Source organism: Sphingomonas sandaracina, from assembly GCF_036663695.1.
In the GTDB taxonomy this organism is placed as follows: Bacteria; Pseudomonadota; Alphaproteobacteria; order Sphingomonadales; family Sphingomonadaceae; genus Sphingomonas.
On the sequence record NZ_JAXOJK010000006.1, the window covers coordinates 72,749 to 97,266 of the forward strand.

Annotated in this window: 20 protein-coding genes and 1 tRNA gene; 9 read left to right on the forward strand and 12 right to left on the reverse strand. The window is 65.6% G+C overall.

All coding sequences use genetic code 11. From position 1 onward, the window contains the following. Window positions 1–27: 27 nt before the first annotated feature. Window positions 28–1,260, reverse strand: coding sequence for an MFS transporter (locus tag U1707_RS16240; protein WP_332801105.1), 1,233 nt, complete (start codon window positions 1,258–1,260; stop codon window positions 28–30). 69 nt (window positions 1,261–1,329) lie between these two features. Here U1707_RS16240 and U1707_RS16245 point away from each other — a divergent pair, with 69 nt between their 5' ends. Further along, window positions 1,330–2,391 (forward strand): YeiH family protein, encoded by a 1,062-nt coding sequence (locus tag U1707_RS16245; RefSeq protein WP_332801106.1) that lies wholly within the window; start codon window positions 1,330–1,332, stop codon window positions 2,389–2,391. On the opposite strand, the gene U1707_RS16250 is transcribed toward U1707_RS16245, so the two are convergent. From U1707_RS16250 to U1707_RS16260, 3 genes are all read right to left on the reverse strand, one after another. After that, window positions 2,388–3,377: a LacI family DNA-binding transcriptional regulator gene (locus U1707_RS16250; protein ID WP_332801107.1), complete on the reverse strand. Its 990-nt coding sequence runs from the start codon at window positions 3,375–3,377 to the stop codon at window positions 2,388–2,390. The two genes, U1707_RS16245 and U1707_RS16250, sit on opposite strands and share 4 nt — an antisense overlap. A gap of 256 nt (window positions 3,378–3,633) precedes the next feature. Next, complete coding sequence (locus U1707_RS16255) at window positions 3,634–5,427, reverse strand: IlvD/Edd family dehydratase (protein WP_443025720.1); 1,794 nt, start codon at window positions 5,425–5,427, stop codon at window positions 3,634–3,636. Between the two features lie 25 nt (window positions 5,428–5,452). Beyond that, window positions 5,453–6,598 (reverse strand): aldose epimerase family protein, encoded by a 1,146-nt coding sequence (locus U1707_RS16260; RefSeq protein ID WP_332801109.1) that lies wholly within the window; start codon window positions 6,596–6,598, stop codon window positions 5,453–5,455. Between the two features lie 137 nt (window positions 6,599–6,735). Between U1707_RS16260 and U1707_RS16265 the strand changes: the two genes are divergently transcribed. Next, on the forward strand, window positions 6,736–8,073 hold the full coding sequence (locus tag U1707_RS16265) for a sugar MFS transporter (protein WP_332801110.1): 1,338 nt from the start codon (window positions 6,736–6,738) through the stop codon (window positions 8,071–8,073). 178 nt (window positions 8,074–8,251) lie between these two features. Beyond that, window positions 8,252–9,244, forward strand: a complete 993-nt coding sequence (araD1, locus tag U1707_RS16270; RefSeq protein ID WP_332801111.1) for an AraD1 family protein — start codon at window positions 8,252–8,254, stop codon at window positions 9,242–9,244. 69 nt (window positions 9,245–9,313) lie between these two features. Here the strand turns inward: araD1 and U1707_RS16275 are convergent. From U1707_RS16275 to U1707_RS16285, 3 genes are all read right to left on the reverse strand, one after another. Beyond that, window positions 9,314–9,389: transfer RNA gene (locus U1707_RS16275), tRNA-Ile, on the reverse strand. 137 nt (window positions 9,390–9,526) lie between these two features. After that, window positions 9,527–9,793, reverse strand: coding sequence for a hypothetical protein (locus tag U1707_RS16280; RefSeq protein ID WP_128453143.1), 267 nt, complete (start codon window positions 9,791–9,793; stop codon window positions 9,527–9,529). A gap of 154 nt (window positions 9,794–9,947) precedes the next feature. Next, window positions 9,948–11,351: a M20/M25/M40 family metallo-hydrolase gene (locus tag U1707_RS16285; protein WP_332801112.1), complete on the reverse strand. Its 1,404-nt coding sequence runs from the start codon at window positions 11,349–11,351 to the stop codon at window positions 9,948–9,950. A gap of 103 nt (window positions 11,352–11,454) precedes the next feature. On the opposite strand from U1707_RS16285, the gene ettA reads away from it, so the two are divergent. Next, the gene (ettA, locus tag U1707_RS16290) at window positions 11,455–13,134 is read left to right on the forward strand and encodes an energy-dependent translational throttle protein EttA (RefSeq protein WP_332801113.1); all 1,680 of its coding nucleotides are present in this window, start codon (window positions 11,455–11,457) and stop codon (window positions 13,132–13,134) included. Between the two features lie 248 nt (window positions 13,135–13,382). On the opposite strand, the gene U1707_RS16295 is transcribed toward ettA, so the two are convergent. Next, a complete protein-coding gene (locus U1707_RS16295; protein ID WP_332801114.1) occupies window positions 13,383–13,955 on the reverse strand; it encodes a Uma2 family endonuclease in 573 nt (190 codons plus the stop codon). Window positions 13,956–14,017: 62 nt separating this feature from the next. On the opposite strand from U1707_RS16295, the gene U1707_RS16300 reads away from it, so the two are divergent. Then, window positions 14,018–15,211: a sensor histidine kinase gene (locus U1707_RS16300; protein ID WP_332801115.1), complete on the forward strand. Its 1,194-nt coding sequence runs from the start codon at window positions 14,018–14,020 to the stop codon at window positions 15,209–15,211. Window positions 15,212–15,411: 200 nt separating this feature from the next. Here the strand turns inward: U1707_RS16300 and U1707_RS16305 are convergent, their stop codons facing one another. Genes U1707_RS16305 through U1707_RS16320 form a run of 4 tightly spaced genes read right to left on the reverse strand, consistent with a single transcriptional unit; the run spans window position 15,412 to window position 20,209 of the window. Beyond that, window positions 15,412–16,143: a phosphocholine cytidylyltransferase family protein gene (locus U1707_RS16305; RefSeq protein ID WP_332801116.1), complete on the reverse strand. Its 732-nt coding sequence runs from the start codon at window positions 16,141–16,143 to the stop codon at window positions 15,412–15,414. 1 nt (window position 16,144) lies between these two features. Further along, a complete protein-coding gene (locus tag U1707_RS16310; RefSeq protein ID WP_332801117.1) occupies window positions 16,145–17,236 on the reverse strand; it encodes an inositol-3-phosphate synthase in 1,092 nt (363 codons plus the stop codon). Window positions 17,237–17,251: 15 nt separating this feature from the next. Continuing rightward, window positions 17,252–18,109 (reverse strand): CDP-alcohol phosphatidyltransferase family protein, encoded by an 858-nt coding sequence (locus U1707_RS16315; protein WP_332801118.1) that lies wholly within the window; start codon window positions 18,107–18,109, stop codon window positions 17,252–17,254. Between the two features lie 54 nt (window positions 18,110–18,163). Then, complete coding sequence (locus U1707_RS16320) at window positions 18,164–20,209, reverse strand: NAD(+) synthase (RefSeq protein ID WP_332801119.1); 2,046 nt, start codon at window positions 20,207–20,209, stop codon at window positions 18,164–18,166. Window positions 20,210–20,395: 186 nt separating this feature from the next. On the opposite strand from U1707_RS16320, the gene U1707_RS16325 reads away from it, so the two are divergent. Genes U1707_RS16325 through U1707_RS16340 form a run of 4 tightly spaced genes read left to right on the forward strand, consistent with a single transcriptional unit; the run spans window position 20,396 to window position 24,421 of the window. Beyond that, window positions 20,396–22,219, forward strand: a complete 1,824-nt coding sequence (locus U1707_RS16325; RefSeq protein ID WP_332801120.1) for a DUF885 domain-containing protein — start codon at window positions 20,396–20,398, stop codon at window positions 22,217–22,219. Then, window positions 22,216–23,736, forward strand: a complete 1,521-nt coding sequence (locus tag U1707_RS16330; protein ID WP_332801121.1) for a S10 family peptidase — start codon at window positions 22,216–22,218, stop codon at window positions 23,734–23,736. The genes U1707_RS16325 and U1707_RS16330 overlap by 4 nt, the downstream gene beginning before the upstream one ends. 35 nt (window positions 23,737–23,771) lie before the next feature. Continuing rightward, complete coding sequence (locus tag U1707_RS16335) at window positions 23,772–24,128, forward strand: ArsC family reductase (RefSeq protein WP_332801122.1); 357 nt, start codon at window positions 23,772–23,774, stop codon at window positions 24,126–24,128. A gap of 11 nt (window positions 24,129–24,139) precedes the next feature. Then, window positions 24,140–24,421, forward strand: coding sequence for a DUF427 domain-containing protein (locus U1707_RS16340; protein WP_332801123.1), 282 nt, complete (start codon window positions 24,140–24,142; stop codon window positions 24,419–24,421). Window positions 24,422–24,518 lie beyond the last annotated feature (97 nt).

Consider the following 24,518-nt stretch of genomic DNA (forward strand, 5'->3'; position numbering starts at 1 on the left):
CGCCAGGGTCGGACGGCGGGTCGGGCGTCAGTGCGCGATCACCACGACGTCCGACCCGTCATCCGGCACCGCCACGATGGTGGGGATGATCAACTGCACCATTCCCAGCGCGAGCAGGTACGACACCGAACAGACGGCGAGCAGCGGGCCGTAGCCATAGCCCGCCGCCAACGACACCGCGGCAAGCTGGATCAGCACGATCGACCACATGTTGCCGCAGAACGCCGCGATCCCGATCGTCGAACCCACCGCGCGTGCGGGCACGATATCGGTGGCGAGCGCGAAGACGTTGGTCGAAAACCCCTGATGCGCGAACAGCCCCAGGCCGAGCAGCAGCGCCGCCGACCAGGCATCGTCGACCACCAGAACCAACGTCACGGGCAGGACGAGCAGTGCGTAGAGCATCATCGTCCCCTTGCGCGCGCGATCGACGCTCCAGCCGCACGCCATCAGCCGCGTCGGTAGCCAGCCACCGGTCAGCGCGCCCGCCGCCGCCATCGCATAGGCCAGCGCGACGGGCAGCCCGACGGTGCCTTGCGGCAGGCCGAACATCCGGTGGAACAGGTCTGGGAGCCAGGCGAGCATGAAGAACCAGACCTGATCCGACAGCACTTTGGCGATCGCGATCGCAGCGGTTTCGCGACGCTTAAACAGGTCGCCCCAGCGGATCGGCGCAGGCCGCACGCTGCTCTCGGCGACCGCAGGAATCCGTACCGAAAACCACACCACGACCCAGACCAGCCCGAGCGCACCCGCCGCGAGGAACGCCGCGCGCCAGCCATAGGCGACGGCGAGCGCGGGCACGACCAGCGGCGTGATCACCGCACCGATATTCGGCGCGGTGTTGCCGATCCCGAGCGCGATCGAACGTTCGCGCTGCGTGAAGTAGGTTGCTGCCGATTTGACCGCGGCGGGCGTCCCGATCGATTCCGCACCCCCCAGCACGACGCGCGCGGCGATGAACCCGCCGACGCTGCTGACGACCGCATGCGCCATGCCTGCGAGGCTCCATACCGCGACGCCGAGCGCGAAGCCGAGCTTCAGCCCGACCCGGTCGATGAACCAGCCGGTGCCGAGAAACGCGACGGCAGCAGCGACCTGGAACGCCGAGAGCATGTTGGCGTAATCCTGGTCCGACCAATGGAACTCGGCCTCCAGCGTCGGCTTCAGCAGCGACAGAATCTGGCGGTCGACATAGTTCAGCATGATCGCCACGAAGACGAGCGCGACGATGATCCAGCGCTTGCGATCGGCAGCCATAGTCTCTCCTGAATCCGTCTTTCCGATAGCGTTGTCATAGCGCGTTCGATCACGCTAGACCTTTGTCGCATGAACGCTCGTGCAACTCCTGGAGTCGCTCCGCATCGTCCGCCGCCTGCCGCCGCCGATCTCTACGGCGACCTGGAGCCGAGTCCGCAGGTAACGTGGCGCAGTTTTGCGCCCGGCCTGACGGTCGTCGCCGCGGGTACGCTGGCCGCCGGGTTCCTCGCCGATCGCTACGGTGCGCCGCTGACGTTGATGGCACTGCTGATCGGGCTCGCGCTCAATTTCCTGTCGGCGGATGCGCGGCTGACGCCGGGGCTCGCCTTCGCCTCGCGGTCGTTGCTGCGGTGGGGCATCGTGCTGGTCGGCGTGCGGATCACCTTCGGGCAGATCGCCGCGCTGGGGCCGGTGGCGCTGCTGGCGGTGCTGGCGATCGTCGCGGCGACGATGGGCGTCGGTATCCTCGCCGCGCGCCGGTTTGGCTACGACACTGCGTTCGGGACGCTGGCGGGCGGCGCGGTCGCGATCTGTGGCGCGTCCGCGGCGCTGGCGCTGGCGACGTTGCTCGGCGAGCGCCGCGCGAGCCAGGCGCAACTGACATTGGTGCTGGTGGGCATTTCGGCGATGAGCGCGACCGCGATGGTGCTTTACCCGCTTGCTGCGCATGCGCTCGGAATGTCGGATCTGCGTGCGGGGTTCCTGCTCGGCGCGTCGATCCATGACGTCGCACAGGCGCTCGGCGCGGGCTATTCCTATTCGGAAGGCGCAGGCCAGATCGCGGCGATCGTCAAGCTGACCCGCGTTGCGCTGCTGGCGCCGGTGCTGGCGATCGTCGCACTGTTCCTGCCGCGCGGGACGGCGGGGAAGGGCGTCGGCATCCCGTGGTTCGTCGTCGGCTTCTTCGTTCTCGCCGGGGTCAATTCGCTGGGCGTCATTCCAACCGTGGTGATCGGCGGCGCCGAGGCACTGGCGACCGGGCTGCTGGCGGCGGCGGTGACGGCGACAGCGATCCGTTCACCGATGGCGCAGTTGCTGAAGGCGGGGCCGCGGCCGTTGCTGGTGATTCTGGCGGCGACCGTAACCGCGTTCGTGCTGTCGCTCGCGGCGGCGGAACTGCTGATCGGCTAGGTCGAGGCGCGGACCACCAGCGCATGCGCCACCGCACGAAGTTCGTCCGGCTCCGCACGGCTTAGCAAAAGGTCCGCCGCCTGCCAGGCGAGGTCGCGGACGGGCTGGCGTACCGTCGTCAGCGGCGGCCAGACATAGCTCGCGAGCGCGTCGTCGCCGAATCCGGCGATCGCGATGTCGCCGGGAATGGCCAGGCCGTGGCGATGCGCGACCATCAGCGCGCCTGCCGCCATCTCGTCCGACCCCGCGAAGATCGCGGTCGGCGGGGAGGGGAGCGCTAGCAACGCTTCGGTGGCCTCCGCACCGCTGGCGAAGTCGTAACGGCCGGCGACGATCAGATCGGTATCGGGTGCGATGCCGGCCTGCAGAAGCGCAGCCTCGTAGCCGGCGCGGCGTTGCGCACTCGTCGCATAGTCGCGCGGGCCGGCGATGTGTGCGATCCGGCGGTGACCGCGCGCCAGCAGGTGCGCGGTTAGTTCGTGCGCGGCAGTGACGTTGTCGATGAACGTCGCCGGCGCGAGACCTGCCCGCGTTCCGGGCGATACGCGGACGAAGGGGATCGCGCGCGCCGCAAGCAGCGCCAGGACCTCGTCGTTATCCGACAGGGGCGGCGTCAGGATGATCCCGTCGGGACCGCTCGTGGCGATCAACGCGTCGAGATCGGCGAGCAGACGCGGCGACCCGCGGTCGTAAGGCTGGGTCAGCACCCGGACCCCGTCGACCTCGCACCGGTCGCGGATTCCCTGCTGCATCGCATAGACATAGGCCGGGCTGGGGTTGTCGCAGACCAGGGCGACCTGGAACGAGCGATGCCCGGCGAGCGAGCGGGCCGCGAAACTGGGGCGGAAGTTCAGGTCCGCAACCGCGCGCTCGACCCTCTCGCGCGTGTCGGCGCCGACATAGCGTTCCTTGTTGAGGACGCGGCTGACGGTCTTGATCGACGTTCCGCTGGCGGTCGCGACGTCGCGTATCGTGACCCGTTTCACCGTCGATCTTGTCCGTGCCCCATGGCATCGTGTCGCATCGGCGAAGGTCTTGGGCAATCGGTAAGATTACGCGTTTCGCTGGGGTTGGAGCGGATCGATATGCCGTGGCTTAGCCCCGAACGATGCAGGCTCCCCTCCCTGGCAGGGAGGGGCTGGGGGTGGGTAGGCCCGCTTGTACCGCCGGCGTTCCTTGATGCGGAAGCCGACCCACCCCCGACCCCTCCCTTTCAGGGAGGGGGGAAGGAATATAGCCCGATCAGTGGTTGTCGCGGGGGAGGCCCATAGTCTGCGCGATGCGCTGGTATTTCTCGGCACCTTCCAGGATCGCGCCGGTCTGCATCTGCCCGACGGTGGCGCGCTGGATTTCCTGCCACGGCGTCTGCGAGCCGGGATAGGCATAGCCGCCAGCGGCGGTGAGCGTCCGGCGCCGTTCGGCCAGTTCCTCGGCGGAGATCAGGACGTCGGCGGTCCCCTTGGCGAGATCGATGCGGACCCGGTCGCCAGTGCGTATCAGCGCGAGACCGCCCATTGCCGCGGCTTCGGGCGAGGCGTTGAGGATCGACGGCGATCCCGATGTACCCGACTGGCGGCCGTCGCCGATGCACGGCAGCGCATGGACGCCCTCGCGAATCAGATAGGCGGGCGGGCGCATGTTGACGACTTCGGCGGCACCCGGATAGCCGATCGGGCCGGCGCCGCGCATGAACAGCAACGTGTCGGTGGTGATGCCGACCGCGGGATCGTCGATCCGCGCGTGATAATCCTCGGGGCCGTCGAACACGACCGCCGGGCCTTCGAAGGCTTCGGGATCGTCGGGGTTGCTGAGATAGCGCGCGCGGAATTCCGGCGAGATTACGCTGGTCTTCATGATCGCGCTGTCGAACAGGTTGCCGCGCAACACGATGAAGCCCGCGTCCTGGAGCAGCGGCGTCGCGAAGGGGCGAATGACCCGCTCGTCCTCGATCGTCGCATCGCGGCAATTGTCGCCCATCGTCTTGCCGTTGGCGGTCATCGCGTCTTCGTGGATCAGGCCCTGCTTCATCAATTCGGCGACCACCGCTGGAACGCCGCCGGCATGATAATAATCCTCGCCGAGATACTCGCCGGCGGGCTGGAGGTTGACCATCAGCGGCACCTTGTGGCCGTGCGTCTGCCAGTCGTCGATCGGCAGGTCGACGCCGATATGGCGCGCGATCGCGGCAAGGTGGATCGGCGCGTTGGTCGAGCCGCCGATCGCCGAATTGACGACGATCGCGTTATGGAACGCGTCCTTGGTCAGGATGTCCGAAGGCTTCAGGTCCTCGGCGACCATGTCGACGATCCGCTTGCCGGTGCGATACGCGACTTCCTGGCGGTCACGGTACGGCGCGGGGATCGCGGCCGAGCCGGGCAACTGCATGCCGAGCGCCTCGGCCAGGCTGTTCATCGTCGTCGCGGTACCCATCGTGTTGCAATAGCCGGTCGACGGCGCCGACGACGCGACCAGCTTGATGAAGCCCTCGTCGTCGATCGCGCCGGTCGCGAGCAGTTCGCGCGCCTTCCACACGATCGTGCCCGAACCGGTGCGCTCGCCCTTGTGCCAGCCGTTGAGCATCGGCCCTACCGACAGCGCGATCGCCGGGATGTTGACCGTCGCAGCCGCCATAAGGCACGCCGGCGTGGTCTTGTCGCAGCCGATCGTCAGCACGACGCCGTCGAGCGGATAGCCGTAGAGCACTTCGACCAGCGCGAGATAGGCGAGGTTGCGATCCAGCCCTGCGGTCGGGCGCTTGCCGGTTTCCTGGATCGGATGGACCGGGAATTCGAGCGCGATGCCGCCGGCTTCACGAATGCCTTCGCGCAGGCGCTCGGCGAGCACGAGGTGGTGGCGGTTGCACGGACTCAGATCGCTGCCGGTCTGGGCGATGCCGATGATCGGCCTGCCCGAACGCAGTTCCTCCAGGCTAAGCCCGAAGTTCAGATAGCGCTCGAGATAGAGCGCGGTCATGTCGATATTCTCGGGGTTGTCGAACCACGCGCGGCTCCGGAGCTTCTGTGGAAGTTTTGGCATGTCGGTCATCGGGAGCTTTCTGGTGTCAGCGGGCGACGGAGAGGCGGTAGATCATCGCGTGATGATACGGCTTGCCCGGATCGACGCGGGCGGAGACGAAGTTGGGCTTGTTAGGGGCGTCCGGGAATTTCTGTGGTTCGAGCGCGATCCCGTCACCCATCCGGTAGAGATGGCCGTGCTTGCCGACGAACGTCCCGTCAAGGAAGTTGCCGGTGTAGAACTGCACGCCGGGCTCGGTCGTGAGCACTTCGAGAACGCGGCCCGATGCCGGATCCTCGAGCCGCGCGGCCAGTTCGGGCTTGGCGGTCAGCCCCTTGTCGAGCGCGAAGTTGTGATCATAGCCGTGGCCGTAGCGGATCTGCTGGTCGCGGCCGTCGCGGATGCCGTCGCCGACGATGCGGCCGCCGCGGAAATCGAACACCGTGCCGGCGACGGGTTGCAGGGCGCCGGTCGGGATTAGCTTGTCGTCGACCGGGGTGATCGCCTTGGCGGGGATCGTCAGCCGGTGGGCGTAGGTGCCGACCGCCGAGCCTTCGCCGCCGAGATCGAAGATCGCGTGGTTGGTCATGTTGACGACCGTGGGCTTGTCGGTCTTGGCGTCGTACGCGATGCCAAGATTCCCTGCTTCGTCGAGCGTGTAGGTGACGGTGACGTCGAGATTGCCGGGATAGCCGGATTCGCCATCGGGGCTGCGGCGGCCCAGCACCAGCGTCGCGGTCGGGCCGCTCTTCACGGACAATACCTTCCACGCGACCTTGTCGAAGCCCTTGGTGCCGCCGTGTAGCGAGTTGACCTTGTCGTTCAGCAGCAACTGATAGGCCTTGCCGTCGAGTGTGAAGCGGCCGCCGGCGATGCGATTGGCGAAACGGCCGACCGTTACGCCGAAGAAATTGGGGTGATCGACATAGGAGGCCAAGTCGTCATAGCCCAGCATGACGTCGGCGATCTTGCCCGCCCGGTCGGGACCCATCAGCGACTGCAGCGTCGCACCGTAGGACAGGATGCGCGCGGATACGCCGTGCGCGTTGCTGAGCGTGATCGCCTCGATCGCGGTGCCGTCCTGCAAAGTACCGGCCGGCGATCGCCTCGCATCGGCGGCGTGCGCGGCCTGTGTCGGCACAACGGCCAGTAACGTCGCCACGATGATCCCCGTCTTCCCCAGTCCGCGCATTCCGGTTCCCATCCTTAATCGTCCGACGCCGTTGACGCGCCTTGTTGTCGTATATAGTCCGACAATATATTTCTGAGCAAGCCATGCGGTAAAAGACTGTCGATCGGTCGCCGACCTGGCACGGAGGATGGACGATCATGGCGATGCCGATACAGCCGACGCACGTACATACCGGGCATACCGGCCAGGGGACGCAACAGGCGGGGCCAAGTTACCGCTCGGCGTTGACGTTGCTCGCCAGCCTGTTCTTCATGTGGGGCTTCATCACGGTCATCAACAACACGCTGCTGCCGCATCTGCGCAGCGTGTTCGACCTGAGCTACACACAGACGACGCTGATCGAGAGCGTCTGGTTCATCGCCTATTTCTTCGCGTCGATCCCCTCCGCCAAGCTCATCGAACGGGTCGGCTATCAGAAGTCGATGGTGTTCGGCCTCGCGCTGATGGCGGGTGGCGCGCTGCTGATGGTGCCGGCCGCGCGGATCCCGTCCTACGGCGTCACGCTGGTCGCATTGTTCATCATCGCCAGCGGGATCACGCTGCTGCAGGTCGCGGCAAACCCGTATGTCGCAGTCGTCGGCCCGCCCGAGACCGCCTCGTCACGGCTGAACCTGGTGCAGGCGTTCAACTCGGCCGGTGCGACGCTGGCGCCCTTGTTCGGCGGCTATCTGATCCTGGGTCGCTCGACCTCGGGTACCGCGGCGGCGGGCTCCACCGCAACGCTGACTGCCGCCGAGCGACTTGCCGATGCGCAGTCGGTTGTGCTGCCCTATCTGATCGTCGCGGGCGTGCTCGTCCTGCTGGCGGTCGTGATCGCCCGGTTCCCGCTGCCGGCGATGGGATCGGCGACGCAGCGCTCCGCCAAGGACGCGCGCAAAGGCCTGTCGCTCTGGTCGCACCGCAACCTCGTGTTCGGCATCCCGGCGATCTTCATCTACCTGATCGCCGAGATCGGCGTCGCCAACCTCTTCATCAACTTCGTCAGCCAGCCGGAGATCGGCAATCTCAGCCACGAACAGGCATCGCATTACCTGTTCATCCTGTGGGGCGGCATGATGGTCGGCCGACTCGTCGGCAGCTACGTCATGCGCACCGTGCCTGCCGAACGCGTGCTGGCGTTCGCAAGCGTCGGCGCGTGCGTCGTGATGCTGATCGCCACCTTCACCACCGGTCACGTCGCGATGTGGGCGCTCATTTCGGTCGGCCTGTTCCATTCGATCATGTTCCCGACGATCTTCACCCTCGGCATCAAGGGCCTGGGGCCGCTGACCGAGGAAGGGTCGGGGCTGCTGATCATGGCGATCGCCGGCGGTGCGCTGGTGATCGTGCAGGGCTGGCTTGCGGATACCTATGGCTTGCAGATCTCGTTCCTGCTGACCGCAGCGTGCGAGCTCTATGTCCTGTTCTATGCGGTGTGGGGATCGAAGGTTACCGATCCGCTGCCGGACCAGGTGCCCGGCCAGACGATCGCGTGATCGCGGGATGGGGGCGCTGGCTGGTATGAGTGGCATCCTCACGGCGGATTATTGCGTGCAGGACCGTCTAGTTGGAGCCCGATATGTCCGACTCGAACATCACGTTTAATTATATGATATTTGATGATCTAGGACTGGTCGGCGTACCGTCGGCAATTAGGTCCGTGAGGAGAGAGTGATGACGTTACGTTTGCTGCAGCATCTCGGCGCCGACGGTACGCGGTCGGTGATCGCCGCCACGGCGGAGGGTGCGATGTTCGTGAAGGGTGTCGACAGCGTCCGCGCACTCGCTGCCAAGGCGATCGCGGACGGCAGCGACCTTGCGGCGGCGGTGGCGTCCTGCGGGACCGGCGCAACCGTCGACATCGCAGCCGAACTCGATGCCGGGCGGCTGTTGTCGCCGATCGACCATGTCGATCCGGCGCATCTGGTGATGACCGGGACCGGCCTCACGCATCTCGGCTCGGCCGAGGGGCGCGACAAGATGCACCGCGCGGCGGCCGATGCGGCGACGCAGACGGATTCGATGCGGATGTTCCTCGAGGGTGTCGAGGGCGGCAAGCCAGCGCCTGGCCAGCGCGGCCAGCAGCCCGAATGGTTCTACAAGGGCGATGGCTCTGGGCTGGTCGCGCCGGGCGCTGCGCTGACGATGCCGGATTTCGCCGAGGATGGCGGGGAGGAACCCGAACTCGCGGGGATCTACCTGATCGGTCCCGACGGTACGCCGTTCCGGCTCGGCCTGTGCCTCGCCAACGAATTCAGCGACCATGTGACCGAACGACATAATTACCTGTGGCTGGCACACTCGAAGCTGCGTCAGGCGGCGCTGGGCCCCGAACTGCTCGTCGGCACGCCGCCCGAGCATATCGAGGGTGCGAGCCGCATCCACCGCGACGGCGCGCTGCTGTGGGAAAAGCCGTTCCTGTCGGGCGAGGCGAACATGTCGCACACGATCGCCAATCTCGAGGCGCATCATTTCAAATATGATCTGTTCCGCCGCCCCGGCGACGTTCACGTCCATTTCTTCGGGACGGCGACGTTGTCGTTCGCAGACGGTGTGGCGACGCGCGAGGGGGATGTCTTCGAGATCGAGGCGGCACCCTTCACCCTGCCGCTGCGCAACACGCTGACCAAGGCCGCAGCGCGCCCGCTGTCGGTGGTGACGCTATAGCGCCTGTAGGCCCCGTATCGTGACGAACCGGTCCATGCCGGCGGTCCGGGGTGATGCGCGGGAGGAGGTTGGTGGGCCCGGCAGGAATCGAACCCGCAACCTAGCCGTTATGAGCGGCCAGCTCTAACCGTTGAGCTACAGGCCCCACCGTCGCCCGCGTTAGCGCAAGCGCCCAGCCGGCAAAAGGGCGCAAAGCAAAAGACACAAAGAAAAAAGGGCGCTCCCGAAGGAGCGCCCTTTCCGACAATAAAACGCCGTCGAGCGTAAACGCCCGACAGGGTTTTAGTTCATGTTGTCGGTCTTCTCGTCGGCAGCGTCACGGACGTTGTCGGCAGCTGCGTTCATGTTGTCAGCAGCGTTCTCGAGAACGTCGGTTGCGACGCCGTTCGAGGTGTTGTCCGCCATTGCGTCCATGTTGTCAGCCTGCATTTCCATGTTGTCAGCCAGCATGTCCGCGTTGTTCTCTACGGCGGCGGCTTCTGGCGACTTGCTGCAGGCTGCGACGGACATCAGGCCGGCGGCAGCAGCGATCAGAACGATCTTCTTCATTCGAATGCTCCCAAGCATAGTTTCACTCGCGGCCGACCCGATTGCCGTCGCGAAGTCACGTCAAATAGCGGACCCCGGCGGGCGGTCAATCCGCTAAATTCATCTCTCCGCAAGCTTTGCGGCAGAACGATGACAGATCGGTTGCTGCAACTGGTCACTTTCCGGGCACGATCGGACCGATTTCCTCGGGTGCATTGGCTACCGTCGCGATCATCGCGGTCCATGCCGCGACGTTCTGGCGAAGCTGTTCGGGATCGATCCGTTCCAGCGTATCCTCGGGCGTGTGATGATAGTCGAAGTAGCGCAGGCCCGACTGGTTGAGGTCGATCCCGGCAACGCCTGTCGCGATCGTCGGGCCGACATCGGTCCCGCCGTGGGGCGCATCGGCACCGCGAATGATCCCGAGTGGCGCGAGCGCGACGGCTAGGCGGTCCTCGATAGGCTTGGCGGCGGCGGGCAGGCTGCTCTCGAACCGCCAGACCCGATCTGCACCGAAGTCCGATTCGGCGGCGGTCGCGTGACGTTCTCCAGCATGCGCCTTGGCGTAGGCGATCCCGCCGAACCCACCGCTCTCCTCGTCGCCGAACCAGACGACGCGGATCGTGCGGCGTGGGCGCTGGCCGCTGTCCATCACGATCTTGGCGGCAGCTGCAGTGATCGCGATGCCGGCGCCGTCATCGATCGCGCCGGTGCCGAGATCCCAGCTGTCGAGATGGCCACCGACCAGCACGATCCCTGCCTTGGGATCGGTACCCGGAACCTCGGCGACGACGTTGCCGGATGCGCGCATTCCGACCTGCTTGTCTTCGAGCACCAGCTTCAGCGTCACCGGCTTGCCGAGCTTCACCAGCCGCTCGACATGCTCGGCGTCCGCGACCGACAGCGCCGCTGCGGGGATCGGCGTCACGCCGGCTTCGAAATTGGTGTTGCCGGCGTGCGGCCCGCGGCCGTGATCGGTGCCGATCGAGCGGATCACGATCGCCGCCGCGCCCTTCTTCGCGGCGACGTTGGGCCCGACGAAGCGCGCGGTGCCCTGCGATCCATAGCTCGATCCGTCCTGGGTCGGCTGCATCGCGTTCGACACGAATGCGATCTTGCCCTTCAGGCTGCCTTCGGCAGCGAGCGCCAAATCATTGTACGTCGGGAAATACGCGATCGGCAGGGTCAGCCCGTCAGGCGGCGTCGAGCCCGAGTTACCGAGACCGACCAGATGCAGCGTCTGCGTATAGGGCGCCACCAGTTCTCCACTTTCCGTGCCACGCGACCAGACCGGCAGTTGGTACGGCTCTACCCGCACATTCTTGAACCCCAGCGCCTTCAGCTTGGCGACCGACCAGGCCCGCGCCCGCGGTGCCGCCTCGGTGCCGGTCATCCGCGGGCCGACCTCGGTCGTGATCCCCGCAACGATCTTGTACGCGGTGTCGTCGGTCAGCGCCTTGTCGCGCAGCGCGGCGACCTTCGCGTCGACCGTGGTCGCCGGGGCGGCGGCACGCTGCGCCGACAGAGGAGAGGTGAGGGCGGAGGCGGCCAGCGCCGCGAGCAGGGTGCGTTTCATCATCGGGGCAGCGTATGTCGGCGCTCCCCGTTTGCCAACGGCCCGCCGCATCGCTATCTGCGCACGTCAAATCCCGCCCTTATTCAGAACGGAGCTCGGCACCCACATGGCCGTCCAGTATACCTACGTCATGAAGGGTCTGTCGAAGACCTTCCCCGGTGCCAACAAGCCCGTTCTCAACAACATCCACCTGCAGTTCATTCCGTCGGCGAAGATCGCGATCATCGGCCCCAACGGCTCGGGCAAGTCGACGCTGATGAAGATCATGGCCGGCATGGACCCTGATTTCACCGGCGAAGCCTGGGCGGCGGAAGGCGTCAACGTCGGCTATCTGGCGCAGGAGCCGCAGCTCGATCCGACCAAGGACGTGATCGGCAACGTCAAGGACGGCGTACGCCCGGTCGCGGATCTGGTCGACCGGTTCAACGCGATCTCGGCCGAGATGGGCGATCCGCAGGACGACACCGATTTCGACGCGTTGATGGAGGAGATGGGCGAGCTTCAGGCGAAGATCGACGCGGTCGACGGTTGGGCGCTCGACAGCCAGCTCGAACAGGCGATGGAAGCGCTGCGCTGCCCGCCGGGCGATGCCTCGGTCGTCAACCTCTCGGGCGGTGAGAAGCGCCGCGTCGCGCTCTGCAAGCTGTTGCTGGAAAAGCCGCAGATCCTGCTGCTCGATGAGCCTACCAACCATCTCGACGCCGAAAGCGTGTCGTGGCTGGAGAACTACCTCAAGGAATATACCGGCAACGTCATCCTCGTGACGCATGACCGCTACTTCCTCGACAACGTCGTCAACTGGGTGCTCGAGCTCGATCGCGGGCGCTATTACACCTACGAAAGCAACTATTCGGGCTATCTGGAGAAGAAGGCGCTGCGCCTGAGCCAGGAAGAGCGCGAGGAACAGGGCAAGCAGAAGGCGATCGCCGACGAGCTGGCGTGGATGCGCCAGACCCCCAAGGCGCGCCAGACCAAGTCCAAGGCCCGTATCCGCGCGTTCGACGAACTGATGGAGAAACAGGAGAACCGGGTCGCCGGCAAGGCTGCGATCCTGATCCAGCTGCCCGCGCGTCTTGGCGGCAAGGTGATCGAGGCGAAGGGCCTGACCAAGTCGTACGGCGACAAGCTGTTGTTCGACGGTCTCGACTTCACGCTGCCCCCCGGCGGCATCGTCGGCGTGATCGGCCCCAACGGCGCGGGCAAGTCGACCTTGTTCAAGCTCATCACCGGCCAGGAAACGCCCGACGAGGGCACGATCGAGGTCGGCTCGACCGTGAAGCTCGGTTATGTCGACCAGAGCCGCGACGATCTCGATCCGAACAAGAACGTCTGGCAGGAAATCTCCGACGAGCTCGAGATCTTCCGTTTCGGCAAGCAGGAGATGGGCACGCGGGCGTATGTCGGCGCGTTCAACTTCCGCGGGCCGGACCAGCAGAAGAAGGTCGGCCAGCTGTCGGGCGGTGAGCGCAACCGCGTGCACATGGCCAAGATGCTCAAGGAGGGTGGCAACGTCCTCCTGCTCGATGAGCCGACCAACGATCTCGACGTCGAGACGCTGCGTGCGCTGGAGGAGGCGCTGGAGACGTTCGCGGGTTGCGCGGTGGTCATCAGCCATGACCGCTTCTTCCTCGATCGCCTCGCGACGCACATCCTCGCATTTGAGGGCGATAGCCATGTCGAGTGGTTCGAGGGCAACTACGCGTCGTACGAGGAGGATAAGCGTCGCCGCATGGGTGACGCGGCGGATCGGCCGACGCGACTGGCGTACAAGAAGCTGACGCGCTGAGGGAGCGCGGTCGTCATGCGAATGGCGACCGCCAATGCTATCCCTCGCCGACCTGAGAACCTTGTTTCCCCGCGAAGGCGGGGACCCAGACTGGGCTCCCGCCTTCGCGGGAGAACACGGCAAGGGTAGCGTCGCATGCACAAGCGCATATTTGTCCGCCTGCGACAGCTACCGAACACGTCCGAAGTTACGGAAGAGTTTGCAAGCATCGTGCTCGCCGGACGGGATTGGCCTGCGACGGCCGTGCGTCAAAGCGTCGCTGTCTCTACCGTCAGACCCGAGATCGTCGCAGCCCCAATGCCTGTGTCGAACGAGACCTCGCGCATCTGCGTGAAGCGGTCTTCGATCGGGGCCCACATCTGGTGGATCACCCGGGCACGGACATCGAGCACCCAATATTCTGCAATGCCCTCCCGCGCGTAGATCTTGCGCTTGCGGCCGAGGTCGTTGCGAAGCGTCGTGTCGGCGATCTCGATCACCAGTGCGAGCGAGGCGAGCGGGATGAGGCCTTCGCCCTCCGGCTCGGCGGTCACGGCGATATCGGGTTCGGGGACATTGTGGGGCGGCATCGCAACCGACCCTTCGACCAACGCCTCGAATTTGCCGCCTGCGTTCCGTAAGGCCGTTGCCAGCAGGATATGAAGCCGCGACTTGATCCGGGCATGCGGGCGATGCTGAGCGTTCATGTAGACGATTTCCCCGTCGAGCAGCTCCGTCTTGCCGTAATCCTCGAACGCGCCGGCGGCGTCTAACATGAGATAGTCCTCGACCCGAAGCTTTACGGGAAGCGGTACGGTGGTAAGAGGTACCATCTCGGTCATGGTGTTGCCGTAGCACGATCGGCACGCGCGCCCAAGGCGTACGCAACAGAGTGGAGTTCAAAGTGGCAGTCGTCGAACCTTCGCCCGGCGGAGATACTCCTCCGGTCGCAGGCGAGCTTGAATATCGTCTTCGCCAACAATCGATACTGGCCGATTTCGGGATCGAGGCGCTGCGCGCGCGCGATCTGGACCCGATGCTGCAACGCGCGACCGAGCTATGCGGCGAAGGGATGCGATCGAAATACTGCAAGTTCCTCGAATATCGGCCGGAGCGCGACACCTTGCTGGTGCGCGCCGGCGTCGGCTGGGCGCCGGGCGTGGTGGGCTCGACCGAGATGCGGACCGATCTCGGATCGCCGGCGGGATTTGCGCTGGAAACCGGCCAGCCGGTGATCTCGAACCATCTGGAGAACGAACAGCGCTTCCGGACGCCGGAATTCATGGCGCAGCACAATATCCGCCGCGCAATCAACGTGCTGGTCGAGACGTCGGGCAAGCGCTTCGGCGTGCTCGAGGTCGACAGTCCGGACGAGGGCCAGTTCGAGCCCGCGGACTTCGCGTTCATGCAGGGGTTCGCCAACCTCATCGGCGTGGCGATCGAGCGGCAGCAGGCGGAACAGCGGCTGAGCGAGGCGATGGAGCATCAGGAGTTGCTGACGCGGGAGGCCAGCCACCGGGTAAAGAACAGCCTCGCGCTGGTGTCGGCGATGCTCAACCTTCAGATGCAGGAGGACGACGATCCGCGAATCCGGCGGCTGCTCGGCGATGCGCAGGCGCGGATCACGGCGATCGCGCAGACGCATGATCAGCTGTGGCGCGGCGATCAGGTCGGTATCGTCGCGCTGAACGACCTGGTTTGCGGCATCGCGAGCGGGCTGGGGGAGCAGTCGCTCAACCACCGGATCGACTGCGATATCGAACCCATCCTGATCAGCGCGGACGTGGCGATCCCGGTCGGCCTGCTGGTCACCGAACTCGTCACCAACGCGATCAAATACGCCTATGGCGAGGACGGTGGCGTGATCCTGATCACCGTCCGCAGCGGCGATGGGCGGATCGTCCTGACGGTGTCGGACGAGGGTGGCGGATTGCCGACCGATTTCGATCTGACGGCGGCGTCGCGCAAGAGCCTGGGGATGCGGATGATTGGCAGCCTCGCGCGGCAGCTGCGCGGGACGGTGACGATCGAGAACGCCGCGGCGGGCACGTGCGCGACGTTGGATATCGTCGATCCACGGGTCGAGGAGGCCGCATAGGGGCCGGTCGGGATCGACTCCCGATCCCCGTGACTGGAACATTCACTCTCACTGTCATCCTGACGAAAGTCAGGATCCAGGGTGCAACAGTGCCGCCGCTCGTAACTCTGGATCCTGACTTTCGTCAGGATGACGGGAGGGTGGTAAAGCCAAGCTCGCTTGAAAATGGGCCGATGATGCGAGCGCCCATCTCTTTTTAACTAAGCCGCTACAGCGTCTGCCTTGGTCGCCATCCACGCCTCGGCCTTGGCGAGCGCAGGGGCGTCGTCGACGTCGATCCAGTCGATGTCGCTGCAATCAACGATGCGGGCGAGGCCCTGCGCGGCGAGCAGGCGGACGCCCTCGGTGAGCGAGGGGCTCGCCAACGTCGCCAGCGCATCCGACAGCGCAGGGCCGATCGCGAAGACGCCGGTGTCGTAGCAATCGTGCGGTTCGAGGCCCTTGCCGATCGCAACGATGCGGTCGCCTTCGGTCGCGACGCAGGTGACGTCCGCCGGGTCGACCCAGTCGTGGCCGAGACGCCGGTCGATGCCGAGGCGAAGGCCACCGCCTGCTCCGGCCTTCGCCATGCGGGCATAGATTTCGGGGCTGACGAGGTGGTCGCACATTGCGAGGATCGCTTCGCTGCCGGCCAGCGCATCGCGCGCGGCCAGCACCGAAACGCCGTTGGGCTCGCGGTGATCGGCGAGAACCGTCTCGACCGCCAGCGGCCAGCTCCGGCTCGCGAGATACGCTTCGATCGCCTCGCGCCCGTAGCTGACCGTGACGATCGCGCGCGAAAGGCCGGCCTCGGCCAGCCCTTCGAGCGCATGTGCGATCAGCGGCCGCCCCGCCACCGCGCAGAGCGGCTTGTACGGGGCGGAGCTGCGAAGGCGGCTGCCTTCCCCGGCGGCGAGGATGATCGCCGTTTGAATCCGGGGCGTATTGATCATGTCAGGCGGCCTTGATGAACCGCTCGACTTCGATCTGTGCGAGATCGTCGGTCATCTGCGTGCGCGGGTGCTTGCAGAAATAGGCCGAGGCAGGGTCGATTACGCCGGCGATGCCGCGATCCTTGGCGATCTTGGCGCAGCGGATCATGTCGATCGCGACACCCGCCGAGTTGGGGCTGTCCTCGACCGAGAGACGCAGTTCGAGGTTCATCGGCACGCCGCCGAACAACTGGCCTTCCATGCGCAGGAAGCAGACCTTGTTGTCGTTCTGCCAGGGCACGTAATCCGACGGGCCGATATGGACGTTGTCGTCGTCCATGCGCTCGGCCGCGACCGACTGGACCGCTTCGGTCTTCGAAATCTTCTTCGACTCGAGACGGCGATGGTTCGACATGTTGAGGAAGTCGGTGTTGCCGCCGGTGTTCAGCTGGTAGGTGCGATCCAGCTTCACGCCGCGCTTGGCGAACAGGTCGGTCAGCACGCGGTGGACGATCGTCGCGCCGAGTTGCGCCTTGATGTCGTCGCCGATGATCGCCACGCCGGCGTCTTCGAACTTTTTCGCCCAGACGGGGTTGGAGGCGATGAACACGGGGATGTTGTTGACGAACGCCACGCCCGCTTCGATCGCGCATTCGGCGTAGAATTCGGTGGCTTCCTGGCTACCGACCGGCAGATAGTTCATCAGCACGTCGGCGCCCGATGCCTTCAGGTCGGCGATGACCTCTTCACGGGTCGGCTCGGCGGCGTCGGCGAGCAGGAACGTGCGGTCGTCCTTGAAGTCGGCCATGTGGTCGGCGACGCCGTCCAGTTTCTTGCCCATCTTCACGATCGTGCCGGTGTTGCCGACGTTCGGTGCGAACACCGCGGTGCAGTTCGGCTTGGCGAAGATCGCCTCGGCGACGTCCTTGCCGACCTTGCGACGATCGACGTCCCACGCCGCGACGACCTTGATGTCGCTCGGCTTGTAGCCACCCATGTCGAAATGCATCAGGCCAACCTGGTCGTTTGCCCCCTCGCGATAATGCTCGAGACCCTGGACGAGCGAGCTCGCGCAGTTGCCGATGCCGACCACGGCGATCCGAATGCTATTCATTACTGACCCTGTTCCTTACGAAAGATGCATGCGCGACGCGGTCTTTGGTCGCGACGTTGTGCTATGGACGAAAGCGCGTTCGACACGACGGTGCCAGACGAGCCCGACGATGGCGACGAGCGTCAGAGCGACGATCTCGAACCACCAGAAGATGCGTGGATTGCCTGCGAAGCAGGCGACGAAGATCGCCCATACGCGGACGTTCGCGGTAAGCAAGGCCATGAGGCGCAACGGTGCGGCGGCCCGGACGCCGTAACGGGCACCGAACGCGACCGGATCGGCCGATTGGCCGAGCGTGCGCTCGAACGGCATGGCGATCCGGTCGATGCTGCTGGCGATACCGTCATAGAAGCGGACGAGCGCATTGCCGGTCGGCACGGGCGGCGCATCGAGCGCCACGCCCTTGACCCGGCGATGGAAGCGGGAGCGTTCGCCTTCGTACATGTTCGACTGCACCGCGTGCGCACCACCGGCGGCAAAGGCGAGAATCCAGCCCTCGGGCGTGTCGACGGTGATCGCCAGCGCGGTGTATATCAGCGCAAACACGCCGTGATCGCACAGCCCGTCCAGCATCCGCCCGAGCGGGCTCGCGGTCTTGGTCGCGCGCGCCACCATCCCGTCGAGTCCGTCGGCGATCAACCAGCCCAACGACAGCAACAGACCGACGACGGCGAACGCCCAGTTATCCCACTGCGCATAGGCGATTGCCGCGGCACCTCCGAGGCAAAGTCCGGCGACCGACACCGCATTGGCCGAAATTCCACGCGCCAGCGCGAACGGCAAGAGCGCACGGCCCGCCGGGTGAATCAGCCAAAGGTTAGATGGGATCTCGATCCGGCGATCGCGCGATCCATCCGGTGGAGCCAGTGTCATAGGATTTTCACAATGCGCCGAACGGCCGATTTATGCAAGGTGGCGCGACGCGGACTAGGGAACGCTTGAACGCAATTCGTCGATCCAGATCGTTCCGGTCCCATCCGATGGCGCACGCCAGTCGCCACGGGGCGACAGCGCGCCGCCCGCCGAGACCTTCGGCCCGTTGGGCATGGCGGACCTCTTGAACTGGCTCGTGGCGAAGAACCGGAACAGGAATTTTTCCAGCCAGTGGCGGATCGTCGGCAGATCGTAGGCGACTCGTGCGTCGGCGGGCAGGTCCTTCGGCCATGCACCGACGCTCGCATCGCGCCATGCGTGCCACGCGAGAAACGCGATCTTCGACGGCGCGAGGCCGTGGCGGATCACGTAATGCGCGAAGAAATCGTTCAGCGCATACGGCCCGATCATCGACTCGGTGCTCTGCAATGCGCCATCCGCGCCCGCGGGCACGAGCTCGGGCGAGATTTCCTGCGCGAGGATCGTCGACAGGATCGCGTCGGTGGCCGCGTCGTATTGGTCGGTGCGGATGCACCAGCGGATCAGGAACTGGATCAGCGTCTTGGGCACGCCCGCGTTGACCGCGTAATGGCTCATCTGATCGCCGACGCCGTAGGTGCACCAGCCGAGCGCCATCTCGCTCAGATCGCCGGTGCCGAGCACGATCCCGCGGCGCTGGTTGGCAAGGCGGAAAAGGTAATCGGTGCGCAGCCCCGCCTGCACGTTTTCGAACGTGATGTCGTAGACGGGCTCGCCCTCGGAAAAGGGATGGCCGATATCCTCCAGCATGCGGGTGGCGGCGGGGCGGATGTCGATCTCCTCCGCCGTGATACCCAGCGCGCGCATCAGCGCCCACGCGTTCGCCTTGGTCCCTTCGCCGGTCGCAAAACCGGGCATGGTGAAGCCGAGGATCGCGCTGCGGGGGCGTCCCAGCCGGTCCATCGCCTTCGCCGCGACGATCAGCGCGTGGGTCGAGTCGAGCCCGCCGGATACGCCGATGACGATCGTCTCCGCGTGAGCGGAGATAAGCCGCTTCGACAGTGCCTCCACCTGGATGTTGAACGCTTCGTAGCAATCGTCGTCCCGGCGTGACGGGTCGTTGGGCACGAACGGGAAGCGACGGACGGCACGTTCCAAGCCGCCGTCTGCGAGCACCGACGCGTGATCGAACGCGATCCGGCGGAAACGGGTCTCGGGGTTGCCCGCGAACACAGCGGCATCGTTGAACGTCCCGAAGCGGAGACGTTCCTGCGTGATGCGTTCGCAGTCCACATCTGCGACGACCAGCTCGGGCTCGGTCGCGAACCGCTGCGATTCCGCGATCTGCTCGCCGAGTTCGTGGATCAGGCCCTGGCCATCCCACGCGACTTCGGTGGTGCTTTCGCCCGGTCCCGCGGCGGAATAGACATAGGCGCAGACCGCACGCGCCGATTGCGCGGCGGCGAGCGTCGCCCGCTCGCGCGCCTTGCCGATGACGATATTCGACGCGGACAGATTGCAGCAGATCAGCGCCCCGGCGAGCGCACCCGCGGTCGAGGGCGGGGTGGGGGCCCAATAATCCTCGCAGATTTCCGCATGGAACACGAAGCCGGGCAGGTCGCGCGCGGCGAAGATCAGATCGGTCCCAAAGGGTATTTCTTTGCCGTCGAGCGTGATCGTAAGCCCGGTGAGACCCGCCCCGCTTGCGAACCAGCGCTTCTCGTAGAACTCGCGGTAGTTGGGCAGGAACGTCTTGGGGACCACGCCGAGAACCTTGCCCCGCGCGATCGCCAGCGCGCAATTATACAGCCGCCCGTTCCGCACCAGCGCCGCACCGACCAGCAACACCGGCCTCAGCGTCGCGGTCGCCGCGACGACCGTCGCGATCGTCGCCAGCGTCGCGCGCTGCTGCGCGGTCTGCAGATGCAGGTCGTCGATCGCATAGGAGGTAAGGTTCAGTTCCGGGAACACGACGAGGTCGACGCCCCTGGCATCCGCCTCCCGCGCCAGGGCAATCGTCGCCTCGGCGTTCGCGCCGGTATCCCCCACCGACGCCCGCGGCGTCGCGGCGGCGACCCGGATGAAGCCGTGACGATGGATCGCGTAGAATGGATGCGTCATGGCACACCGATAAACGCCGAGGCCGCATCGCGCCACCGGCTTGCACCGCGAAACGCGCCAAAAGCTGTTGCCAGCGAATACGCGGCGGCCAGAACGCTTCGGCAAAGGTCGCATTCTGCTGGCGGATGCTTGCGGGCATATCCGTCGCGATCTACCCCCGTGTCGTCGTATTCGAAGGAACGCCTGTTGTCGGTTAAATTGGTGATCGCTGCCCTGTTGTCCACCACGCTCGCCGCCGCCGCGACGGCGCAGGCATTGCCCCCGCCGGTCGCGCTACCCGGTGAAAGCGCGGACGATGCCCGTCTCAAGCGGTTGTTCTACGACAGCGACGAAGCAAGCCTGAAGCGCAATCCGGTCGAGGCGATCTTCCGTGGCGACCTGCGCTACGCAGACCGGCTCGGCGACTATCTGACCGATGCCTATCTGGCGGCCGAGCGCGCGGCGATCGAGCATGACCTTGCCGCGCTCAAGACGATCGACCGGACGAAGCTGACCGCGACCGATCAGATCGCGTATGACGTGTTCAAGACGCGCAACGAGACCGACCTCGCCGGCTACGCGCCCGCCATCCTCAAGGTCCAGCGCGACCTGCCAATCGACCATTTCCAGGGGTTCCAGACCTTCTATCCGGACTTCGCGTCAGGGAAGGGCGCGGCACCGTTCAAGACGCTCGCCGACTATGAGAACAACCTGAAGCGCAACGCGCAATATGCGGCGGTGCTCGACCGTGCGATCGTTCTATTCCAGCAGGGGATGAAGGACAGGATCGTCCAGCCCAAGCTGGTCGTGACCAACATGATCCATGAGTTCGACAATCTGATCGCGGAAGGCGTCGAGGGTTCGACGTTCTACGGCCCGGTGAAGACCTTCCCCGCGACGATCCCGGCGGCAGATCAGACGCGGTTGAAGGCAGCGTATGCGGCGCAGATCCGCGACGTCATCACGCCCGCGCACCGGCGGATGCGCGACTTCCTCGCCAACACGTATCTGCCGGTCGCGCGCGACACGGTGGGCCTGTCCGCGCTGCCCGGCGGCGACGCCTATTACACCTATCTGATCCAGCAGCGCACGACCTTGCCGATGACCGCCGAGGAAGTTCACCGGCTCGGCCTTTCGGAGGTCACGCGGATTTTGAAGGGGATGGAGGCGCAGAAGCAGGCGGTCGGGTTCAACGGCGACCTGCCTGCGTTCTTCACGTTCCTGCGCACCGATCCGCAGTTCCAGCCGCGTTCGGTCGCCCAGTTGCGCAATGGCTATCAGGCGATCGAGAAGCGCATCTATCAGCGGATTCCCGAGCAATTCTCACTGACGCCCAAGACCGCGCTGGAAATCCGGCCGGTCCCGGCATTCAAGGAGAAGACCGCGGCGGGCGGCTCGTACGAGGGTGGCACGCCGGACGGATCGCGTCCGGGCGTGTTCTATTACAACAGCTACGATCTGCCCTCGCGCTACATGTGGGAGATGGAGACGCTGTTCCTCCACGAGGGCGTGCCGGGGCATCATTTTCAGATCAGCCTCGCGCAGGAGAATACCGCGCTGCCCGCCTTCATGCGGTTCGGCGGCAACACCGCCTATGTTGAGGGCTGGGCGCTCTACGCGGAGAGCCTGTGGAAGGAGCTCGGCATGGAAACCGATCCGTATCAGCGGATGGGCGGGCTGAACGACGAGATGCTGCGCGCGATGCGACTGGTCGTCGACAGCGGCATCCACGCCAAGGGTTGGACCCGCGATCAGGCGATCGCCTACATGCTCGCGAATTCGCCGATGGCGCGGACCGACGCGACCGCCGAGGTCGAGCGCTACATCGCGATTCCGGGCCAGGCACTCGCCTACAAGATCGGCCAGCTGACGATCGCGCGGACCAAGGCGAAGGCTCAGGCGGCGCTCGGCGCGAAGTTCGATCCACGCCATTTCCATGCTCAGGTGCTCGACACCGGATCGCTGCCGATGCCGGTGCTCGAACGCAAGATCGACGCCTGGATCGCTGCTGGCGGCGGGGCGGCCAAGTGATCGCGCGCCTCGTCATCGCGCTGGCCGCAACCAGCTTGCTCGCCACGCCGATCGCGGCACAGGACAAGAAAGAAACCTCGACGGTCGAGAAGAAGGTCGACGACGAGGTCAGGTTCCCGCCGCTGCCCGCGGACAAGACGGTACGCCAGTCGGCGACGATCGGCGGCCGGAGCATCGCGTACGACGCCACCATCGGCACGATCCCGGTACGCGACGACAAGGGCAAGGAGATCGGCCAGGTCGTCTACACATCTTATGTCGCGACCGGTTCCGGCAAGGGAGACGGCGCCACCAACCGGCCCGTCACCTTCGCCTTCAACGGCGGTCCCGGTGCGTCGTCGGTGTATCTCAACCTCGGCGCGGTCGGGCCCAAGCGCGTCCAGTTCGGCGCGCAAGGCAACGCGCCCTCCGACGCGCCGATCACCACCGACAACCCGAACAGCTGGCTCGACTTCACTGATTTGGTCTTCATCGACCCGGTCGGCACGGGGTTCAGCCGCAGCCTGGTCGACGAGGAGAAGACGAAGAAGGCGTTCTACGCCAACGACCCCGACATCAAATATCTGTCCAAGGTCGTCTACGACTGGCTCGTGAAGGCCGGGCGGTTGCGCTCGCCGAAATACGTGATGGGCGAAAGTTATGGCGGCTACCGCGCGCCGCGGATCGCGTACGAGCTTCAGTCGCAGATCGGCGTCGGGGTCAACGGGATCGTCATGGTCTCGCCCTACCTCGACCCCGCCTCCGGCGACGGCGCGACTGCGCTCTCGCCGTTGCCGTGGATGATCGACCTACCGTCGATGGCGGCGGCGCATCTCGAGCAACAGCATCAGCTTACTCCCGCGGCCATGGTCGACGTCGAGGCGTACACGCGAGGGGCGTTCGCGACCGATCTGCTGCGAGGACGGACCGATCCGCAGGCGGTTTCGCGGCTCGTCGCCAATGTCAGCCGCCTGACCGGACTTGATCCGGCGCTGGTGCAGCGGATGGGCGGGCGAGTCGATTCCGCGACGTTCCTGCGCGAGATCCACCGCGCGGACGGGACCATCGGCAGCGTCTATGATTCGAACGTGACCGCGTTCGATCCGTTTCCCTGGTCCGCGCAGCGCCAGTCGAACGACCCGATTCTCGACGCGCTGATCGCACCGACGACCAGCGCGATGGTCGATTTCGTCACGCGTGTCGTCGGGTGGAAGACCGACGCGCGCTATCACGCGCTATCCTATGCGGTGAACGAGGCGTGGGATCGCGGCAAGCCCGACGACACGCCGGTCACCGACCTGCGGAAAGCGATCGCCAACGATCCGAAGATGGCGGTGATGATCGTCCACGGCTGGGACGACCTGTCCTGCCCGTTCTTCGCCTCGCGGCTGATCGTCGACCAGATGCCGAGCTTCGGCGCGGCAGAGCGCGTGAAGCTCAACGTCTATCCCGGCGGGCACATGTTCTACAGCCGCGAGGATAGCGGCGCGGCGTTCAAGCGCGACGCACGCATGATCTACGCGGGCAGGGCGGGGTAGACTGCTCGGCGGACGCGACGACACAGGAGGCCATTTTGACGATCACGATGTTCGGCATCAAGAATTGCGACACGATCAAGAAGGCGCGGACGTGGCTGGACGCGCACGGCGTCGCTTATGTGTTCCACGACTACAAGAGTGCAGGAATCGATGCGGCGCATCTGGGCGACTGGATCGATCAGGTGGGCTGGGAGACGGTGCTGAACCGTGCCGGCACGACTTTCCGGAAGCTACCCGAGGCGGAGCGCGCCGATCTCGACGCGGACAAGGCCGTGGCGTTGATGCTTGCGCAGCCGTCCATGATCAAGCGGCCCGTGTTAGACACCGGCAAGACGCTGCTGGTCGGGTTCAAGCCCGAGGCGTATGAGGCGGCGGGGCTGGGGCGCGCCTAAAGGAGACTGATATGCCTGTCGCTACATGGAATGGCCACGAGATTGCGCGATCGAACGATACCGTCGTCGTCGAGGGCAATCATTATTTTCCCGCGGACAGCATCGATCCGTCGTTGCTGGAGGACAGCCCTACGCACTCGAACTGCCCGTGGAAGGGTGTCGCGAGCTACAAGACGCTGGTCGTCGACGGAAAGCGGAACGTCGACGCGGTCTGGTATTATCCCGACCCCAAGTCCGCCGCGGCCGAGATCGAAGGCCGGTACGCGTTCTGGAAGGGCGTGACGGTCGCCTGATGTGTAGCGCTGTCTAGACTGTTCTCCCGCGAAGGCGGGAGCCCAGGATCAAGCAGCGCTCGTTCGTGGTTCCTGGCCCCCCGCTTTCGCGGGGGAA